A 16,879-nucleotide genomic window follows, 5' to 3' on the forward strand; every position below is an offset into this window, starting at 1 on the left:
GAGATTTATGACCGATTTGGAAGGCCAATCGTCAGCAATTTGTCGGTTAATACCATTTCCTATACCAGGGATGTCAATATCTCAAATCAGGAGGTATTGAAGGTTGCACAAGAACTGGCAAAACTCATAAAAAAAGATACTGATAAATTAACAGAGCGGGATTTAAAGGATTACTGGATCTTAACACGGCCGGAAAAAGCTGAACAAAAGCTGACAGCAAAAGAAAAAAATAATAAAGATTTATCCAATAAAGAATTATACCAGCTGCAGCTAAAAAGAATTGACCTGAAAACAGATTTGGCTGAAATCAGCCAAGAGGAGCTGGAAGTCGCAGCTATTTATCGTGAGATGGCAGGCGGCTATGCTTTGACACCACAAATTGTCAAAAATGAAGATGTTCCATTGGAGGAACTCGCCATCGTAAGCGAAAATTTGGATCGTCTTCCGGGCGTTGATGTCGTCACGGATTGGAAGAGAGAGTATCCTAATGGGGACATCTTTCGTTCTGTTTTAGGAAATGTTACCACGTCAAAAGAAGGGCTTCCCGGGAATTCACTAGATTACTATCTTCCTAGAGGATATAGCCGTAATGACCGTGTGGGAAAAAGTCAGATTGAGTTATTATATGAGGATGTTTTAAAAGGACAGAAAGAAAAAATCCAATACGAGACAGATAATACCGGAAATATTGTTTCGAGCAAGGTAATGAGCGAAGGAAAGCCAGGCAAAGACTTGGTGTTGACGATTGACATAGAATTGCAAAAGCGAGTGGAAGAAATTCTGGCGAATGAACTGATGTCCGCAAAGATCAATGGTGGAGGGCCATTCTTGGATCGTGCCTTTGTTGTCATGCTGAACCCAAAAACAGGTGAAGTTCTATCCTTGGCCGGGAAAAAACTCGAGCAAAAAGATGGGAAGTGGACTGTGAATGATTATGCTTTAGGGACCATTACCTCATCCTATGCCATGGGTTCTGCGGTAAAAGGGGCTACTGTGTTAACTGGTTTCAAGACAGGCGTGATACGGCCAGGTACCCCTATCTTGGATGAACCGCTTAACATTCAAAGTACACCTGTCAAAAAATCGTATACCAACATGGACGTGATTGACGATTTAACAGCGCTAAAAAGATCATCGAACGTGTATATGTTTAAAACAGCCATAAAAATGATGGGGACAGAATATTACCCCAATATGAAACTGCCTGGAGGAACAGTGGTTTTCAAAACCTTTAGGTATTATTTTAACCAATTTGGGTTAGGGGTTAGGACGGGGATTGATTTACCGAACGAGGCTGTGGGCCTTCCTGGAGATACTTCCATACCCGGTAAAGCTCTGGATTTTGCGATTGGACAGTTTGACACCTATACTTCCATTCAATTGGCCCAATATATTGCGACAATTGCTAATAATGGAAATAGGATTAAGCCAAGCATAGTAAAAGAAATTCACGAATCCACAACGGAAAAAGAGTTGGGGCCTGTTTATTCATCAATAGAGCCAGTTGTTCTGAATCGCATAGATATGGAACCTAGTCATATAAAAAGAGTGCAAGAAGGATTAAGGAAGGTTTACCAAGAAGCTGGAGGGACTGCTACATCTTCCTTTGCAGAAGAGCCGTTTCGTTCCTATAATATTGCAGGGAAAACAGGGACAGCAGAAGCATTCTATTATGACCCAATTAAGAAAAAACTCATTACCGACAAACCAACCTATAACTTAACATTGGTCGGTTATGCTCCATTTAATGACCCAGAGATTGCCTTTTCCATTGTCGTTCCCAATACACAAACAGATTCCCATCCCGTAAATAAAAAAATCGGGCAAGGAATACTGAAAGCGTATTTCGATTTAATGAGACATGGGGACGGTTCTTCTGCTTCATAAAGCGGATGAGCCGCCCTTTTTTTGATGCACGAGAACCGTCCCCATGCATCACTCCCGTGTTTGACAGTAGATATTTGGAAATAACTAGATAAGGGAGGTTTTCGAGATGCCGAATTTAAGATATTTAGAGCCGACGGAGCTGCTTGAGAAAATTTATGCTACGCTTTGCTCAGAATATGAGGATGCGCAGCATTATGAAAGTGAGCAGGACCAAGAAGAAATAAAAGTGACAAAGACTCGGCTGACCAAAAAAATATTTAATGAGTTCGTTGTGGATGAAGAGTATTTCCTAACGATGAAGAAAGAAACGTTTAAAGAGAGATATCAATTGTATGAGGCAGATTTAATAAGGATGATTCAAGAATGTAGCGAAAATAGGATTGATTATGAGACGTTTATTCAAATCATCGATGACCTAATTGCCAGTGCGAAATTTCGACTCCAAGCGTTTGAGCAGCTTTCCGATGAAATACAAAAATTACAGGAGGAAGACGAGCCGGACGAGGAGGAAGGAGAATGATGCATGGGGACGGTTCTTCTGCCTCTTGAAGCAGAAGAACCGTCCCTGTGTTTCAAAAGGAGATCCAAATGACAACAACCAAAACCTATATCAAAGAGTGGCAGCAAGCCCTTCAAAATGAAATTAATCACCTAAAAAAGTACGGGGGAAGCCGTTATATTGTGACAAATGGCAGGCTGTTATCAAACGATGACGCCTACAGCTATTACTTCGATACAGCCATCCCATTAAGGATACCCGTTGGTTCAGGGATTAGGTTGGAGTGGGGCGCGATGAAAAGCAGCGGAAAGGTGCTTTCATCCGAGGGCAGGGGAGTCATCCTTGCATTGGAGCAAAGCTTTGGCGACCTCATTTCCGATGCTTTTTTGCTCCATGATCCATGGGAACTGCTCGAACAATTAATCGAACGCTTGGATGAAATCAAAAAAAACAAGCAAAAGCGGCTGAGAGTGAAAAGATTGATGAATCCTTCGATGGAAACCAAGCATCCGGCAGACAAGATTAAGAGCAATGTCCACGAAGTAGTCCTGCGGTCAAAATACAATCCGGTCACGTTCGTCTGGGGGCCGCCGGGAACCGGAAAAACCTACACCTTGGCGAGAACGGCAGCCAACAAATATTTTCAGCAGAAAAAGGTGCTGATTCTGTCGCATAGCAATCAAGCTGTCGATGTCTTAATGGGCGAACTGACAGATTTTATTAAAAGGAAAAACCGATTCCGGGAAGGGGATGTGCTTCGCTATGGTGGTGGCGGTGATACGCTGTCGGCTCATCACGAAATTACCACAGGTCTGCTCATTGAAAAACAGGACCCGCTTCTAGCCCGGGATCGAGAGAAACTAATAGAAGAAAGACGAAACTTAAAGCAGGATATGGCCCATTCTTTTAGCAAACGAGATTCGGATCATCTGCTTGAGCTTGAAACACAAATTGCTAGACTTCTGGAAAAAGTCCGGAAGAAAGAAGTCCAATTAGTAAAAGAGGCGTTCATTATTGGAACGACGCTGGCAAAGGCAGCCAGTGACAGCACCGTTTATGAGCAAGAGTATGATGTCGTCGTCCTTGATGAAGCCAGTATGGCCTATGTGCCCCAGGCAGCTTTTGCGGCTGCACTGGGTCATCGGGTGATTATTTGCGGGGACTTCAAACAGTTGCCTCCGATTGCTTCAAGCCGCGATCCGCTTGTGGCCAAATGGCTGAAAGAGGATGTGTTCCATCATGCTGGGGTTGTGGAATCCCTTAACGATGGGGAGCTTCACCCGCAGCTTTTTTTATTAAAGGAACAGCGGAGGATGCACCCCGATATTTCTGCTTTTACCAACAAGTATATCTATCATTCACTGGTTGGAGATCATGAGAGTGTTTATAAAAGCAGGAACAGAATCACAAGCCTTGCCCCCTTTAAAGGACAGGCTGCCGTGCTAGTGGATACAAGTTTTACGGGCTTACATTGTATGAGTGATAAAGCGACTAATTCAAGATTTAACCTTTGGCAGCTGCTATTGTCTTTTCAATTGATTCATGAAGCATACCTGGACGGGGCTAAATCGATTGGGTATGTGACACCATACCGGGCGCAGGCGAATCTGATGGAATTACTGCTTGAAGAGATATACACGAATGAGCTCGGCCTAGCGGATATTATTGCGGCCACTGTCCATCGATTCCAGGGTAGTGAACGGGATGTGATGATCTTTGATACAGTCGACAGTGCCCCGCAGGACCGGGCTGGAATGCTCCTAACCGGCAAGGACAGTGAACGCCTGATTAATGTCGCGATTACGAGAACGAAGGGGAAATTTCTTCATGTCAGTAATCGAGATTTTATCCAAAAACATGTTTACTCAGGAAAAACGCTAAGACAGCTCGTTGACTATCAGGTCAGGCGCACTCAAGCGGTCACGACGAAGGAAATTGGTTCATGGATTCGCAGCCAACACCCCAAATTAAGATGGATTCATGCACTAAAGCTAGAAGCTGTCTTTCGGGACCTGAAAGCGGCAAAGTTATCGATTACCATCTCCCTGCCGAAGGGAACCGAGTTAACGGGAGAATGGAAGGAGCAGTTAACAAACAGGGGAGAGCGGGTTAAATTAACCCTTATTTCAGACCAGGAAGAGAACCTACCGTTTCCGTATGTCATGGTAGACGAAAAGGTTTTGTGGCTCGGACTCCCGCTTGAAGGCGCCAGAGAAATTCGCCCTCCTTATGTGGCGGCTAGACTAAGCTCCAGTAAAATTTGCGAATACTTGTTAAAACAAATATGATGCACAGGGACGGTTCTTCTGCCTCAAAAGCAGAAGAACCGTCCTTTTTTAGTGCGATTTATGCACAGGAAACGTCCCTACGTCCCAACGCAATTGATGCACGAGAACCGTCCCCATGCTTCACCCATGCTTCAATCTATGCTTCATTGTTTAAATAGTCTGAAATATGTCTAAACTGTTGGTGTAAATTATATTTTTGAGGTGGTATTTTGAAGAAGTTAATAGGTTTTAGTGTGTTGAGTGTTGCTTTGGCAGCGGGGCTTGGGTATGCGGTGTTTTGGGAAGATAAAGATGATGCAAAAGATCCTGGCCAAAAACAGGGTTCCTTACAGCAGGATGCAAGCGAAGTAATGAATAAGGCGGTCGAGGTTGCAGTATCCGATGATGGCAGTGTGAATGCGAATCATTTGTATATCCCATGGACGATTAATAAGAATGGCGGTTTGTTTTTCCTAAGCCAGCGGGAAGGGTCGGTCATTCAAATAAATGGTGACCTCGGCTTGGTAGACGTTCAGAATGTAAAGACCTCTGAGAAGATTTTCAATAAAGGGGAAGCCGGTTTCCTTGGGTTTACGTTAGCACCTGATTTTGCAACAACAAAGAAAGCATTTGCTTTTCACAGCTATCAGAAAGATGGCGAGACCCTGAACCGGATTATTTCACTCAAGCTTGAAGATAAGACGTGGCAGGAAGACAAGGTTCTCTTGGATAAAATTCCTGGCGGCGAGGTTAATAACGGCGGCCGAATTAAAATCGGCCCGGATGGCATGCTGTACGCGACTACCGGTGATATCGGCAAATCGGCGAACGCCCAAAATCTTGACAGCTTAGCCGGAAAAATTTTAAGAATGACCGTGAATGGGGATGTTCCAGCAGATAACCCATATAAAAATTCTTATATTTACTCCTATGGCCATCGTAACCCACAGGGATTGGCTTGGGATCAGGATGGAAACCTGTATAGTTCAGAGCATGGGGAATCAGGGCATGATGAAATTAATCTGATTCAAGCCGGGAAAAACTATGGCTGGCCTGTTGCACAAGGAGATAAAGAGGTACAAGGCATGATGAAGCCGATTCTTCAATCCGGTGATCAAACGTGGGCGCCATCAGGTATGGCTTTTAATGATGGAAAGCTCTTTGTTGCTTCCTTAGCCGGAAAGAAAATCTTTACGTATGACCTTGCCAGCAAGAAATTTGAAGAGTTTTACAGTGAGGCAGGAAGATTAAGGGATGTGCTGGTCGATCACAATGAATTGTATACAATTACCAGTAACCGTGACAAACGCGGAAATCCGACTGATAAAGATGACCGGTTAATTCATATTTCCTTAACAGAAAAAGCGTCTGCCAACTAAAAAAAGGTAATCGTCCATTAAAACAGGACGATTACCTTTTTTGTTTCTCGGACAGCTATCATCCGCCGCCCAGGCTCTTTACATAATCAGCGACTGCATCAATTTCTTTCGTCGTTAAGTTATCTTTAAATGGCGGCATTTGGCCTTTACCATTCTCTACCTGTCTAATAATAGCAGCCTTGTCCATTTTGGTCTGTTGTAAATTTGGACCATTATGTCCGCCTGCGCCTGCATCACCATGACAGGCCATGCAGTTGTTTTTATAGACTGCTTCACCAGAGGCGGTGCCTGAGGTTTCTTTTTTCGTTTTGTTAGCCTGCTGCTTTTCCTTTACATTCTGCTTAACTGGAGAGGTATTGATTTTATTTTTAGGGATATCCTTAACGGATCCGTATTTGCCCTCCAATGAGAAGGTGTAGATTTTATCGCCATGCTTGGTTCCGGCCAGTGTATTTCCGGCAGCATAGATGGAGATATACTGCTTTCCGTCCACTTCATAGGTAATCGGCGGGGCATTTGCACCGGCATCCATTTTAAACTCCCATAATTGATCGCCTTTAGAAGCATCGTAGGCAATAATCCGTCCATCATTATGGCCGGTAAATAAAAGATTTCCTTTTGTTGTTAACAAACCGCTGTAGGCGATGGCATCCCATTTCTTTTGCCAAACAATTTTATTCGTCTTAACATCAAGAGCGGTCACAGTACCTCGGCTAGGAGAATTTTTCACTGGCTGCCAGACGCTGCCGATATATTCTTTCCCCTCGGTAAACCGGTCCTTTTCCTCTTCTGCATAATGGGCATAGGCAAAATAATTGTCATTAGCCATTACGTAAAAATACTCTGTGTTCGGGTTATACGCAGATGGCGGCCAGTTGGCTCCTCCCTGCGGCGTTGGTTTTAGTGTGACAGGCTTATCCCAGAAAGGAGTAAAGATACCGCCTATCTCACCCTTAAAGTCTTTTGGCAAATCGCGTTTTACATCTTCCTCCGTTACTACTTGCGGTACAAATGCATCACCAATTGGGAACGGCTGAGTCGGTGATGTTTTTTGGTTGGCATTTTGCGGAACCGGCTTTTCCTCAATGCCAATCAACGGTTTTCCGTTAGTCCTGTCCAAAATATAAAGCCAGCCTGTTTTACCAGCTTGGACAATACCTTTACGCATTTGTCCGTTCATGTTTACATCAAATAAAACGACAGGGTTGGCCGGGTCCATGTCCCAAATGTCATGATGCACTTCCTGGAAGTGCCATTTATATTCTCCCGTATTGGCATCCAGTGCAAGAACGGAGTTAGCAAATAAGTTATCTCCTTCCCGATTGCTCCCGTTCAGGTCTGGGGAGGTATTCCCGGCTGCAAAATAAATCATCCCCAATTCAGGGTCAACTGCTGGAGTGTTCCATACCGGCGCTCCGCCGGTCAGCCAGTCTTTGCTGCCCTTTGGCCATGTTTCGCTTCCTTTTTCACCAGGGGCAGGAAGCGTATAACTCCGCCAAATTTGTCTGCCTATTTCTGAGTCATAAGCGGCTACGTACCCTCTTATCCCATATTCACCGCCAGCAATCCCCGTATAGACCTTGCCATCATAATAGAGCGGGGCGCTTGTAATCGTATAGCCTTTTTCCCAATCATCGACCCTCGTTTCCCAAACCACCTTGCCTGTTTTTTGATCTAAAGCAACAAGTCTGGCATCCAGTAATCCGATAAAGACTTTTCCATCCCCTAAAGCGACACCGCGGCTTAACCACCCGCAGCAGACAGTATTCATGCCGCTTGGTATCTGCGGACGATATTCCCAAATCATCTTTCCAGTTTTGGCATCAAGTGCCTGGACCTGATTTGCTCCGGTAATGGTGAACATAACGCCATCATAGACAAGCGGAGTCCCCTCACCCGAATATTTGAACTCAGTCCCGGAACCTAAGCTTGTGACCCATTCTAATTTTAAATTTTTCACATTAGCAGCAGTGATTTTTTCAAGAGGGGAGTATCTGCTATTACGGATATCTCCGCCATTTGTGATCCAATTCCCTGATGGAGGGGCGGCAAGTTCATCTGCCCCAAACTTTGGAGCCACCTTTCCCTTGTAGGTCATATGCTGATAAGCACGATAGTCGGTGCCAGCCAGTTGATCCTTTGTCTGATTATCCCCAGCCCCCGGTTTGCTGTCCTCACCCTTGTTTTCTTTCTTTGCTTCAGACTGCGTCTGATGCTGTTTCTCAGGCTTGTGGGCAGTCGTACACCCAGCAAAAACTAACATAAATAACGTAATAAAAATCCAACCAATCTTCTTCAATTAATTATCACTCCTTTCAAATCTTTTACAGTAATTTTCCCGTAAATGAATAAAAGGATGCATGGGGACGGTTCTTTTGCTTCAGAAGCAAAAGAACCGTCCCCATGTTTCATGATATACTTATAATTAAATTGGTAAGAGGAGATCGGATGGTACATGCCTGCAGCAAAAAATGTTTCTTTAGTTAAAAATCGTAATTTCTTGATCGTTGCCATCGCGTTAGGGGTCATATTAAACCCTTTAAATACAACGATGATAACGGTTGCATTACCTGAGATAAAAAATGAGTTTTTGCTTACATCAAAAGATATTACGTGGTTAATTGCTTCCTATTTTATTGTAAGTGCTATTTTCCTGCCCCTCATTGGTAAACTTAGTGACACTTATGGGAGGAAAAGAATCTTTTTATTTGGCCTATTGTTGGTAGGTATTTCTTCATTTACTGCTCCATTATCGCCGAATATGCCATTTCTCTTAGGCATGAGAACAATACAAGCGATCGGTACATCCGCTCTATACCCTGCTGGAATCGGTATTGTTCGCTCCTATATTCAAAAAAATCAAAACAGAGTAATCGGTACACTATCGGTATTTGCGACAACGTCGGCGGCATTTGGACCGACCATCAGCGGACTGTTAATTCAGCAGGGCGGCTGGCATGTGATTTTTTATGTGAACTTTCCGATTATCATTATTTCGGCTATTTTGGTTGTTCTTTTTATTCCGAATGATGTGAGGAGTACAAATAATACATTCAAGTGGGATGGAATTGGGATTATTTTGTTCAGTTTATTTATCACATGCTGGATGTATTTTTTCCAAACACTCGCAAATGGCTTGAATGTATGGGCATTAATTGGTTCTTTAGTGCTGACATTTTTGTTTTACTTTTTCGAAAAAAAGAAAGCGGGGCCCTTTATCGATGTTATTTTCCTAAAGAATAACCCCAATATTTCATTAGTGTATGTTCAGTATATTTTGGCAACGGTGATCTTTTTTGCCCTGCTGCTGTCCATGCCGATTTATTTGCAATCTGTTTTAAAGCTTAGCTCTCAACTTACGGGTATCATCATGCTCTCGATATCCATATTTTCCATTGTTACCACACCGCTTGCGACACGTTGGATCGATAAGTCGGGATATAGAAAGCCGTTACTAACAGGAGGGATTATTGGCGTAGTGGGAGGTGTCCTATTGCTGACAATCAATCATAACTCGCCGCTGTACTGGATATTTATCGTATTAGCGACGATTGGATTAAGTAACGGTATTCTAAATATAGGTTTACAAACACGGCTCTATTCATTTGTTTCTGTAGCGGAAACGGGAACGGCCTCAGGTCTGTTTATGACATCAAGATTCATCGGTAATATCCTTGCCTCCAGCGTATTCGGCGTCATCTTCGCAGCCGGAGTAAACGACACCAGCCAAAATTGGTTGACCATCATTTTACTCATTGTATCCGTCATATTACTGCCAGGAATCCTGTTCATTACAAAAAAGATGCATGGGGACGGTTCTGGTGTTTCGGCCAGTCAGTAGTTTCTATAAGTTTTATTTAAAAGTAAAGGTGTTAGAAGCAAGTAATGGATAAATACTTGCTTCTAACACCTTATTTAGATCTGCCTGAAGTTGTAAAAAAAAGGACATTAGTTTGCGAAATAATAGTATCTATTTCACAAAGTTACAAAGCTTGCCAATCTGCTCTACTTCAACAACTACCACATCTCCGGACTTCATTGGGCAGCTTCCTGAAGGTGAGCCGGTAGCCAAAACATCACCTGGCTCCAGTGTCATAACTTGTGAAATCCAACTGATAAGGAAAGGGATGGAAAGGGACATCTGATTCGTATTACCATCTTGTACCACTGTTCCATTTAATTTTGTTACGATTCGTAAATTAGTAGGATCTAATCCAGTTACAATACACGGACCCAACGGACCGAATGTATCAAAACCTTTCCCTCTTGTGAATTGGGGATCGGTTTTTGTAAGGTCCCTTGCTGTTACATCATTAAATAAAGTGTAGCCAAAAACGTAATCCATTGCCTCTTCTTCTTTTACATTTTTGGCCCGCTTCCCAATAACGATTGCCACTTCTCCCTCTAATTCTACCTGCTGCGTTAAATCAGGTGATGGAAGGATGATTTCACCCTGGTCTGGGATCAAGGAAGAGGTCGGTTTTAAAAACAAAAACGGCTCTTTAAGATTGGCCGTTCCGCCAGTCTCTTTTGCGTGTCCAGCATATGTCCAGCCAAAATTAACGACTTTAGAGGGGATAACTGGCTCCAAAATCTTCACATCGCTATATTTAACCCTTACACCATCAAATTTCAGATCATTATTTACAATTTCAGCAAAATCACTGGACAATTGTAATATCTCATTATCTTCAACCATTCCATAAGAAGCTTTACCGTTAGGTTTCTGATAGCGAACTATCGTTTGTGTTTTTTGAAGCACCTGCATTACCATATGAACTCCTTCACTTACTTGATGTATCTTACCTGTTGCTGATTATATCATATTGTTCTTTTTGTTATTAACCTAATTTTATTACCAATAAATTTGCTATCCTCTACGAGCAAATATGCCCTACAAGTTATAGATGATCTTGTAGGGCATTTTGTTTATGCTGATTTATTATTGGAATTAAGTTCAGACTCAATATGGGATGTTTTAGAAGATTCACCCATACGCCAGTAGGTAAATAGACTTATTGCTATACAAACGGCAACGTAATAGAAGAAGAGAGATTCCTTTCCGGCATTCTTCAACCATAAGGCAACGAACTCAGCTGACCCGCCGAATATAGCAACGGTGAGGGAATACGGAAATCCTACGCCAAGTGCTCGAATTTCGGTTGGGAATAATTCCGCTTTTACAATCGAGTTGATCGATGTATAGCCCGTCACAATCACGAGGCCTACCATCATTAGTAAAAACGCCATGACTGGATTTTTTGTCTGCTGCATAAGCATAAAGAGCGGTACTGTCAGGATGGTACCAAATACTCCGAAACCGATTAATAGCGGGCGGCGGCCAATTCGGTCTGAAAGTGCACCCGCGAGTGGCTGTAGTATAACAAATACGAGTAATGCCAGAAAGTTAATCCAGCTGACAGATTGTTTATCGATTCCTACCGTATTAATCATAAACTTCTGTAAATATGTTGTAAAAGTATAGAAGGCAATCGTTCCGCCGAGCGTTAAGCCAACCACTGTAAGAACTGCCTTAGGATATTTCATTAAAACCTTAATGGTTCCAGCCTTCTTACGGGTTTCTGAGCCCATTTTGGAAAATTGTTCAGATTCGTCCATTGTGCGGCGTAACCATAATACAGCCAATGCCCCTAATGCGCCAATGACGAACGGAATACGCCAGCCCCATGAATACATAGCGCTATCACTAAGTACTTGCTGAAGGATAATCATTACACCGAGTGCCGCCAGCTGCCCGCCGACAAGTGTAACGTATTGAAAACTAGAGTAGAAGCCGCGGCGGCCGCTGCTAGCCATCTCGGATAAATAAGTGGCGGAAGTTCCGTACTCGCCGCCGAGTGAAATCCCTTGAATCAGCCTAGCAATAACGAGAATGATAGGTGATAGAATACCAATGCTGCTATAACCAGGAGTACAGGCAATGATTAAAGAACCCCCGGCCATGATGGTGACGGAAAGTGTCAACGCAGCCCGGCGGCCGCGCCGGTCAGCATATATTCCCATTAATAGACTTCCAATTGGCCGCATGAGAAATCCGATAGCGAAAATCCCAGCTGTATTAAGCAATTGAATGGTTGGATTTCCTTGTGGAAAAAATACAGAAGAAAAATAAATGGCAAAAGCAGAATAGACGTACCAGTCGTACCATTCGATTAGATTTCCAAGCGATCCCTTGAAGATGTTACTTGTAATACGTCGTGATGCTGCACGATCATTTTGTTCTTTCACTCTTAAATCCCCCTTTTATGTTGTAAGCGAATACAAAAAATGTAAATCCAGAGTCCGTTTCGCCCCGTGATGTTTACAAGCTTACTTATTTACAATGCAACTTTCATGCCAAATTGTTTCAGTGGTAACAAAACCTTTATTTATAACGGAATATAAAGAAAATTAATAATTAACATTTTTCTTTCCAAAAAAATAACCGGCAAAAAATTCCGATTAAAACGGAATTTTTTGCCGGATAGATTGAACCAAAACGGATTTTTTTTCCTCTGCATAAATAAGTACCTACTGAATTCCGGAGTCTTTAAAATATTTCATTGCTCCCGGATGGAGGGGCACAACCAGACCTTTTCCTGCTCCATCTCGATTAATATTATTTGCAGCTTGATGCGCTTGTTGCACTGTATTCAAGTTTTCAAAGAATGTCTTGGTCATTTTATAGACTTGATCATCTGTTAGATCGGATCGAACCAGAAGTATGTTACGAATGGCGACTGTCGGAATGGGTTGGTTATTTTTGTAGACACCGGCCGGCAGTTCTGCCTTCTCAAAGAATGGATACTGTTTCGTTAAATGATCGATAATGTTAGCTTGAATGGGAACAATTGCAACTTCCTTCAATTTCTGCAGCTCCAAGACTGCGTTATTGGGAAGGCCGGAAGTAACAAAGGCAGCATCTATTTTTTTGTTTTTTAATTGTTCCATTGCTTCAGCATAGGAAAGGTATTCAGGCTGTATATCCTGATAGGTAATGCTATGTTCCTGCAAAATCATTCGCGCATTTCGCTCAACCCCGCTATTCGGGGCACCTACACCGACTCGCTTTCCTTTTAAATCGTAAACGGACTGAATGTTTTCATCTTGCAGTGTAACAATTTGAACATAGTTAAAATAAAGTCCACCTACTGCTTTAAATGGAGGCTGCTTGGATCTTTCATCCCTAGATTTTACATAGCGGTCCAGCTCGAAGGCGGCTGTATCGGACATGACAAAAGCCAGGTCCGCCTTATGATTCTCCAATAGGCTCACATTCTCGACTGATCCGTCTGTGGACCGGACGGCAGTATTGTAGCCGAGTTTCGTTTTATACACTTTCGCTAATGCCTCCCCAATGGTGAAATAGGGACCAGAAACCGCGCCGGTTGCAATCGTTAAATAGTTTTGTTCGTTTGCTGGATGATGAGATATTTTTTCTGGCTGCTTCGTACATCCAAGTGTAAAAGCCTCTAGTGTGAACAGGGCAATCCCCACCATTAAAAAGAACCTTCTCATTCCGATTCCCTCAAATATTGCTTCAATTTTTCTCGTAATCCCCGCTCGCTGATGGCTAATTGTTTAGCCGTGTTCATGCGGTGACCCTGATTTTTTTCCAAAGTATAAAGGATATATTCTCTATTTACTTCCACAAGCGAAAGGCCCTCCGGAAGGAATAGACCATTCTCATCAGGAGATTCTTTAGAAGGAATATCTTTACGATAAACGGCTTCAGGGAGATCTGAAAGCTGGATCACCTCGTTATCCGATAGGGCAACAGTATATTCTACTATATTGGAAAGTTCCCGAACGTTACCAGGATAGGAGTAGTGGTAAAGCATCTTTTTTGCATCAAGGCTGCACGATTTCGTGCGGATATTCAGATTAGCAGAATAGAAAGCTAAAAAATGGTCGATGAGAAGCGGAACGTCTTCCTTGCGCTCCCTTAATGGAGGAACGTGGATTGGAATCACGTTCAAGCGATAGTAGAGATCCTCGCGGAAGTTCCCTTTTGCCACTTCTTCTAGCAGATTTCGATTTGTCGCGGATATAATTCTTACGTCCACTTCCTTTGCCGCTTGAGAACCGAGTGGAGTGACCACCTTTTCCTGAATCACCCGCAAAATCTTCGCTTGAAGGGCAAGAGGCATTTCGCCGATTTCATCTAGGAAGATGGTACCGCCATCGGATTGTTCAAAAAGGCCTTGTTTGCGCTGATAAGCACCTGTAAACGCGCCTTTTTCGTGCCCAAACAGTTCGCTTTCAAGCAATGATTCTGGAATGGCTGCACAATTAATGACAGAAAACGCGTTTTGTTGGCGTATGCCTTGAAAATGAATCGCACGGGCCACTAATTCTTTGCCGGTTCCGCTTTCCCCCGTAATCAAAATATTGGAGGGAATATCCTTCACCTTCTCAATTAATTGGAATACCTTCTGCATACATTCACTCTTACCGATTAAACCCGCATAGGATTCCCGCTGGCGTACCGCTTCGCCCAATACTTGAACTTGCTGGTGCAGCTGCTGAAAAGTAAGGGCCTTCTTTAACATTAATTTAACTTCTTCGATATTTAGGGGCTTTGTTAGATAATGATAGGCGCCTTCTTTAATGGCTTCAACGGTGGAATCGATTGTGCCATAGGCGGTCATCATAATTACAACCGTATCCGGCCACTTTTCCTTGATGAGCCGAAGAAGATCCATTCCGCTCGACCTGCCTAAATTAAGGTCGAGCAAAACGCCATCAATCGCTTCGCTTTCCAGCAATCTTTGGCTGTTCTCCGCATTAGATGCTGTCCAAACTGTATATTCATCCTCAAGAGCGAACGAAAGGGAGGAGCAAATAGCCTGTTCATCATCAATGATTAAAATATTCATTATGAAGCATCTCCTTCATTAGCAAAAAATAGGCTGAAAGTTGTTCCGGTGTTTTTGGCGCTTTTCACTTCAATCCGTCCTCCATGCTCCTTCATAATCTTTTGGCTAATGTACAGGCCTAATCCAATTCCTTGATTCTTAGTGGTATAAAAAGGCTGAAATAGATGTAGAGCATCCTCTTCCTTAATCCCTTTCCCCGAATCAGCAATCCTCAGAATTTGCATGGACCCCTCGGTTGAAACATGAAAAGTCAATCGTTTTTCCCTCGCGTCTGCCATTGCCTCGATAGCATTAAGGATTAAATTGATTAGTACCTGTTTAATTCGGCCCCGATCCATAAACACTTCCAAGGTTGGGGGAATATCAATTTCTATCATGATCCCTTCACTTCGGATTTGTTTCATAAAAAGATCCGTGACCGATTGAACCAATTCTTGCAGATTTTCCCATTTGCGGTGCATCGGTTTTTCCCGCGAATAATCTAGTAAATCCTCAATAATTCGGTTCATCCTTGCTACTTCTTCCGGGACATGGCGGACGAGTTCGGTTCGAAACCGCGGATCGTCTATTTTTCTAGGAAGCAGCTCAACAAAAGTCTTAATCGCAGTAAGTGGATTGCGGAGTTCATGAGCGATACCAGCGACGAGCTGACCTAAAGCCCGCATCTTTTCCTGTGCTATTAATGCTTCTGTTTGTCTATTAACTTCTTGTTTTAATCGTTTATTCCAAATAAAGCTCCCTATCAGAATGATAAAAATGATTCCCATCACGATGAGCAGCCCATAGACCAGATTTCGCCACCAGCCAATGGCTAAACCGCTATATGGTTCAAGATACTGGGAATATAAGCGTTCGTAAGTACCGTTATGATGGGTTTCTGCTAAACCCTTATTCAATACATTTAATAGTTTATAATTGCCTTTGCGTACGGCAAAAGCATAATCCGCTGGCGGGATCAGTCCCGTCCGAATTCGGTAGTGTTTTTGTTTGTCAGCATTTTGGAGAACGTATTCAGCCGTCCACCGGTTCCCCAAGAATACATCTGCTCTTCCTAAAAAAAGCATGTCAAGCGCATCAGGCTGGTTAAAGGCTTCTAGTATTTGACTCCCTCTAATACCTTCGAGTTGTGTAATGACAGCATCTTCCCGCTGAAGTGCTGCCACTTTTCCTTTCAAATCATTGATACCGGAAATATCTCGAGTGCTGGAGGGAATCACGACAGCGTCCGACATCGTTAGATAGGAATCGCTGAAGTCAATAAAAGAGTTACGGGTACTGGTGTATTTTAGTCCTGCCATCACGTCAAGCTGACCAGCCTTTAGCATTTGAATCGCATCATCCAGCTCAAGCGGAATAAATTGGAGTTGATATCCTTGGTGTTCTACCACTTTCCGGATCAGTTCAATGTCAAACCCGACAGCTTCGCCATCTTGATCCAAATAGGAAAGGGGCGGTAAACTTTTATCAAATCCGACTCGAATCACATGCGGATCCTGCGCTGCCGTCAATTGTGGGAAGGCAGTGAATAGCAGGAGTGTTAGAAAAAATAGTAAACCTAAATATCGCAAAAAAAGCCCTCCCCATATAAACGAAACTTCGATCAGTGGGGGTATAATAACCCAATTATTTTATTTATTGTATCACTCTTAAGCTTAATCAAACAGAGTCTGCGTTAGATTTGGGAAGATGTAAAGGGACGGTTCTGCCTCGTTTCGTACCTGTACTGAACAAGAGATAAGTAAAATCTGTTAACTCCCTGATAGAACCCAGTTTAGAATAAGTGCCTGTCAACGCCACCATTTTTCGACATTATGGAGTGCATGACAGGCACTTTTTGTGTTCACAATATTGACATGATTATTAAATCCTGCTAAGGTAATATAGTTACTTTCGATAACAGTTACCATCGGTAACTATTTTTAGGCGGTGATTTACATTAATTATTCACGGAAATTTTTCCATAAACTA

At 42.9% G+C, this 16,879-nt stretch carries 11 protein-coding genes; 5 read left to right on the forward strand and 6 right to left on the reverse strand.

Annotation, left to right across the window (positions count from 1 at the left end):
* The 4 genes from ACNQGS_RS25330 to ACNQGS_RS25345 all read left to right on the forward strand — a co-directional run.
* A partial coding sequence (locus ACNQGS_RS25330) for a peptidoglycan D,D-transpeptidase FtsI family protein (protein ID WP_491489745.1) occupies positions 1–1,887 on the forward strand: 1,887 nt, incomplete at its 5' end.
* Between the two features lie 106 nt (positions 1,888–1,993).
* Entirely contained in the window at positions 1,994–2,407 is a 414-nt protein-coding gene (locus ACNQGS_RS25335) for a hypothetical protein (protein WP_491489746.1), read from the forward strand.
* 68 nt (positions 2,408–2,475) lie between these two features.
* The gene (locus ACNQGS_RS25340) at positions 2,476–4,674 is read left to right on the forward strand and encodes a DEAD/DEAH box helicase (protein WP_491489747.1); all 2,199 of its coding nucleotides are present in this window, start codon (positions 2,476–2,478) and stop codon (positions 4,672–4,674) included.
* 209 nt (positions 4,675–4,883) lie between these two features.
* Positions 4,884–6,032 (forward strand): PQQ-dependent sugar dehydrogenase, encoded by a 1,149-nt coding sequence (locus ACNQGS_RS25345; protein WP_423800614.1) that lies wholly within the window; start codon positions 4,884–4,886, stop codon positions 6,030–6,032.
* A 58-nt stretch (positions 6,033–6,090) separates the two neighbouring features.
* Here the strand turns inward: ACNQGS_RS25345 and ACNQGS_RS25350 are convergent, their stop codons facing one another.
* Positions 6,091–8,331 (reverse strand): outer membrane protein assembly factor BamB family protein, encoded by a 2,241-nt coding sequence (locus ACNQGS_RS25350; protein ID WP_491489748.1) that lies wholly within the window; start codon positions 8,329–8,331, stop codon positions 6,091–6,093.
* Between the two features lie 156 nt (positions 8,332–8,487).
* Here ACNQGS_RS25350 and ACNQGS_RS25355 point away from each other — a divergent pair, with 156 nt between their 5' ends.
* Entirely contained in the window at positions 8,488–9,873 is a 1,386-nt protein-coding gene (locus ACNQGS_RS25355; RefSeq protein ID WP_491489749.1) for an MFS transporter, read from the forward strand.
* Between the two features lie 129 nt (positions 9,874–10,002).
* On the opposite strand, the gene ACNQGS_RS25360 is transcribed toward ACNQGS_RS25355, so the two are convergent.
* The 5 genes from ACNQGS_RS25360 to ACNQGS_RS25380 all read right to left on the reverse strand — a co-directional run bounded on the left by ACNQGS_RS25360 (position 10,003) and on the right by ACNQGS_RS25380 (position 16,479).
* Complete coding sequence (locus tag ACNQGS_RS25360) at positions 10,003–10,800, reverse strand: fumarylacetoacetate hydrolase family protein (protein ID WP_491489750.1); 798 nt, start codon at positions 10,798–10,800, stop codon at positions 10,003–10,005.
* Positions 10,801–10,961: 161 nt separating this feature from the next.
* The gene (locus tag ACNQGS_RS25365; RefSeq protein ID WP_491489752.1) at positions 10,962–12,281 is read right to left on the reverse strand and encodes an MFS transporter; all 1,320 of its coding nucleotides are present in this window, start codon (positions 12,279–12,281) and stop codon (positions 10,962–10,964) included.
* A 282-nt stretch (positions 12,282–12,563) separates the two neighbouring features.
* The gene (locus ACNQGS_RS25370; protein WP_491489753.1) at positions 12,564–13,550 is read right to left on the reverse strand and encodes a TAXI family TRAP transporter solute-binding subunit; all 987 of its coding nucleotides are present in this window, start codon (positions 13,548–13,550) and stop codon (positions 12,564–12,566) included.
* Positions 13,547–14,911: a sigma-54-dependent transcriptional regulator gene (locus ACNQGS_RS25375; RefSeq protein ID WP_491489754.1), complete on the reverse strand. Its 1,365-nt coding sequence runs from the start codon at positions 14,909–14,911 to the stop codon at positions 13,547–13,549. The genes ACNQGS_RS25370 and ACNQGS_RS25375 overlap by 4 nt, the downstream gene beginning before the upstream one ends.
* Complete coding sequence (locus ACNQGS_RS25380) at positions 14,911–16,479, reverse strand: transporter substrate-binding domain-containing protein (RefSeq protein WP_491489755.1); 1,569 nt, start codon at positions 16,477–16,479, stop codon at positions 14,911–14,913. The genes ACNQGS_RS25375 and ACNQGS_RS25380 overlap by 1 nt, the downstream gene beginning before the upstream one ends.
* Between the last annotated feature and the right edge of the window lie 400 nt (positions 16,480–16,879).

The organism is Neobacillus sp. PVCKKU3 (assembly GCF_058323225.1).

Bases quoted from the DNA above. Each gene is read 5' to 3' on its own strand.
- ACNQGS_RS25360 (WP_491489750.1), bottom strand. From the start codon at position 10,800: ATGCAGGTGCTTCAAAAAACACAAACGATAGTTCGCTATCAGAAACCT.
- ACNQGS_RS25375 (WP_491489754.1), bottom strand. From the start codon at position 14,911: ATGAATATTTTAATCATTGATGATGAACAGGCTATTTGCTCCTCCCTT.
- ACNQGS_RS25335 (WP_491489746.1), top strand. From the start codon at position 1,994: ATGCCGAATTTAAGATATTTAGAGCCGACGGAGCTGCTTGAGAAAATT.
- ACNQGS_RS25340 (WP_491489747.1), top strand. From the start codon at position 2,476: ATGACAACAACCAAAACCTATATCAAAGAGTGGCAGCAAGCCCTTCAA.
- ACNQGS_RS25370 (WP_491489753.1), bottom strand. From the start codon at position 13,550: ATGAGAAGGTTCTTTTTAATGGTGGGGATTGCCCTGTTCACACTAGAG.
- ACNQGS_RS25355 (WP_491489749.1), top strand. From the start codon at position 8,488: ATGCCTGCAGCAAAAAATGTTTCTTTAGTTAAAAATCGTAATTTCTTG.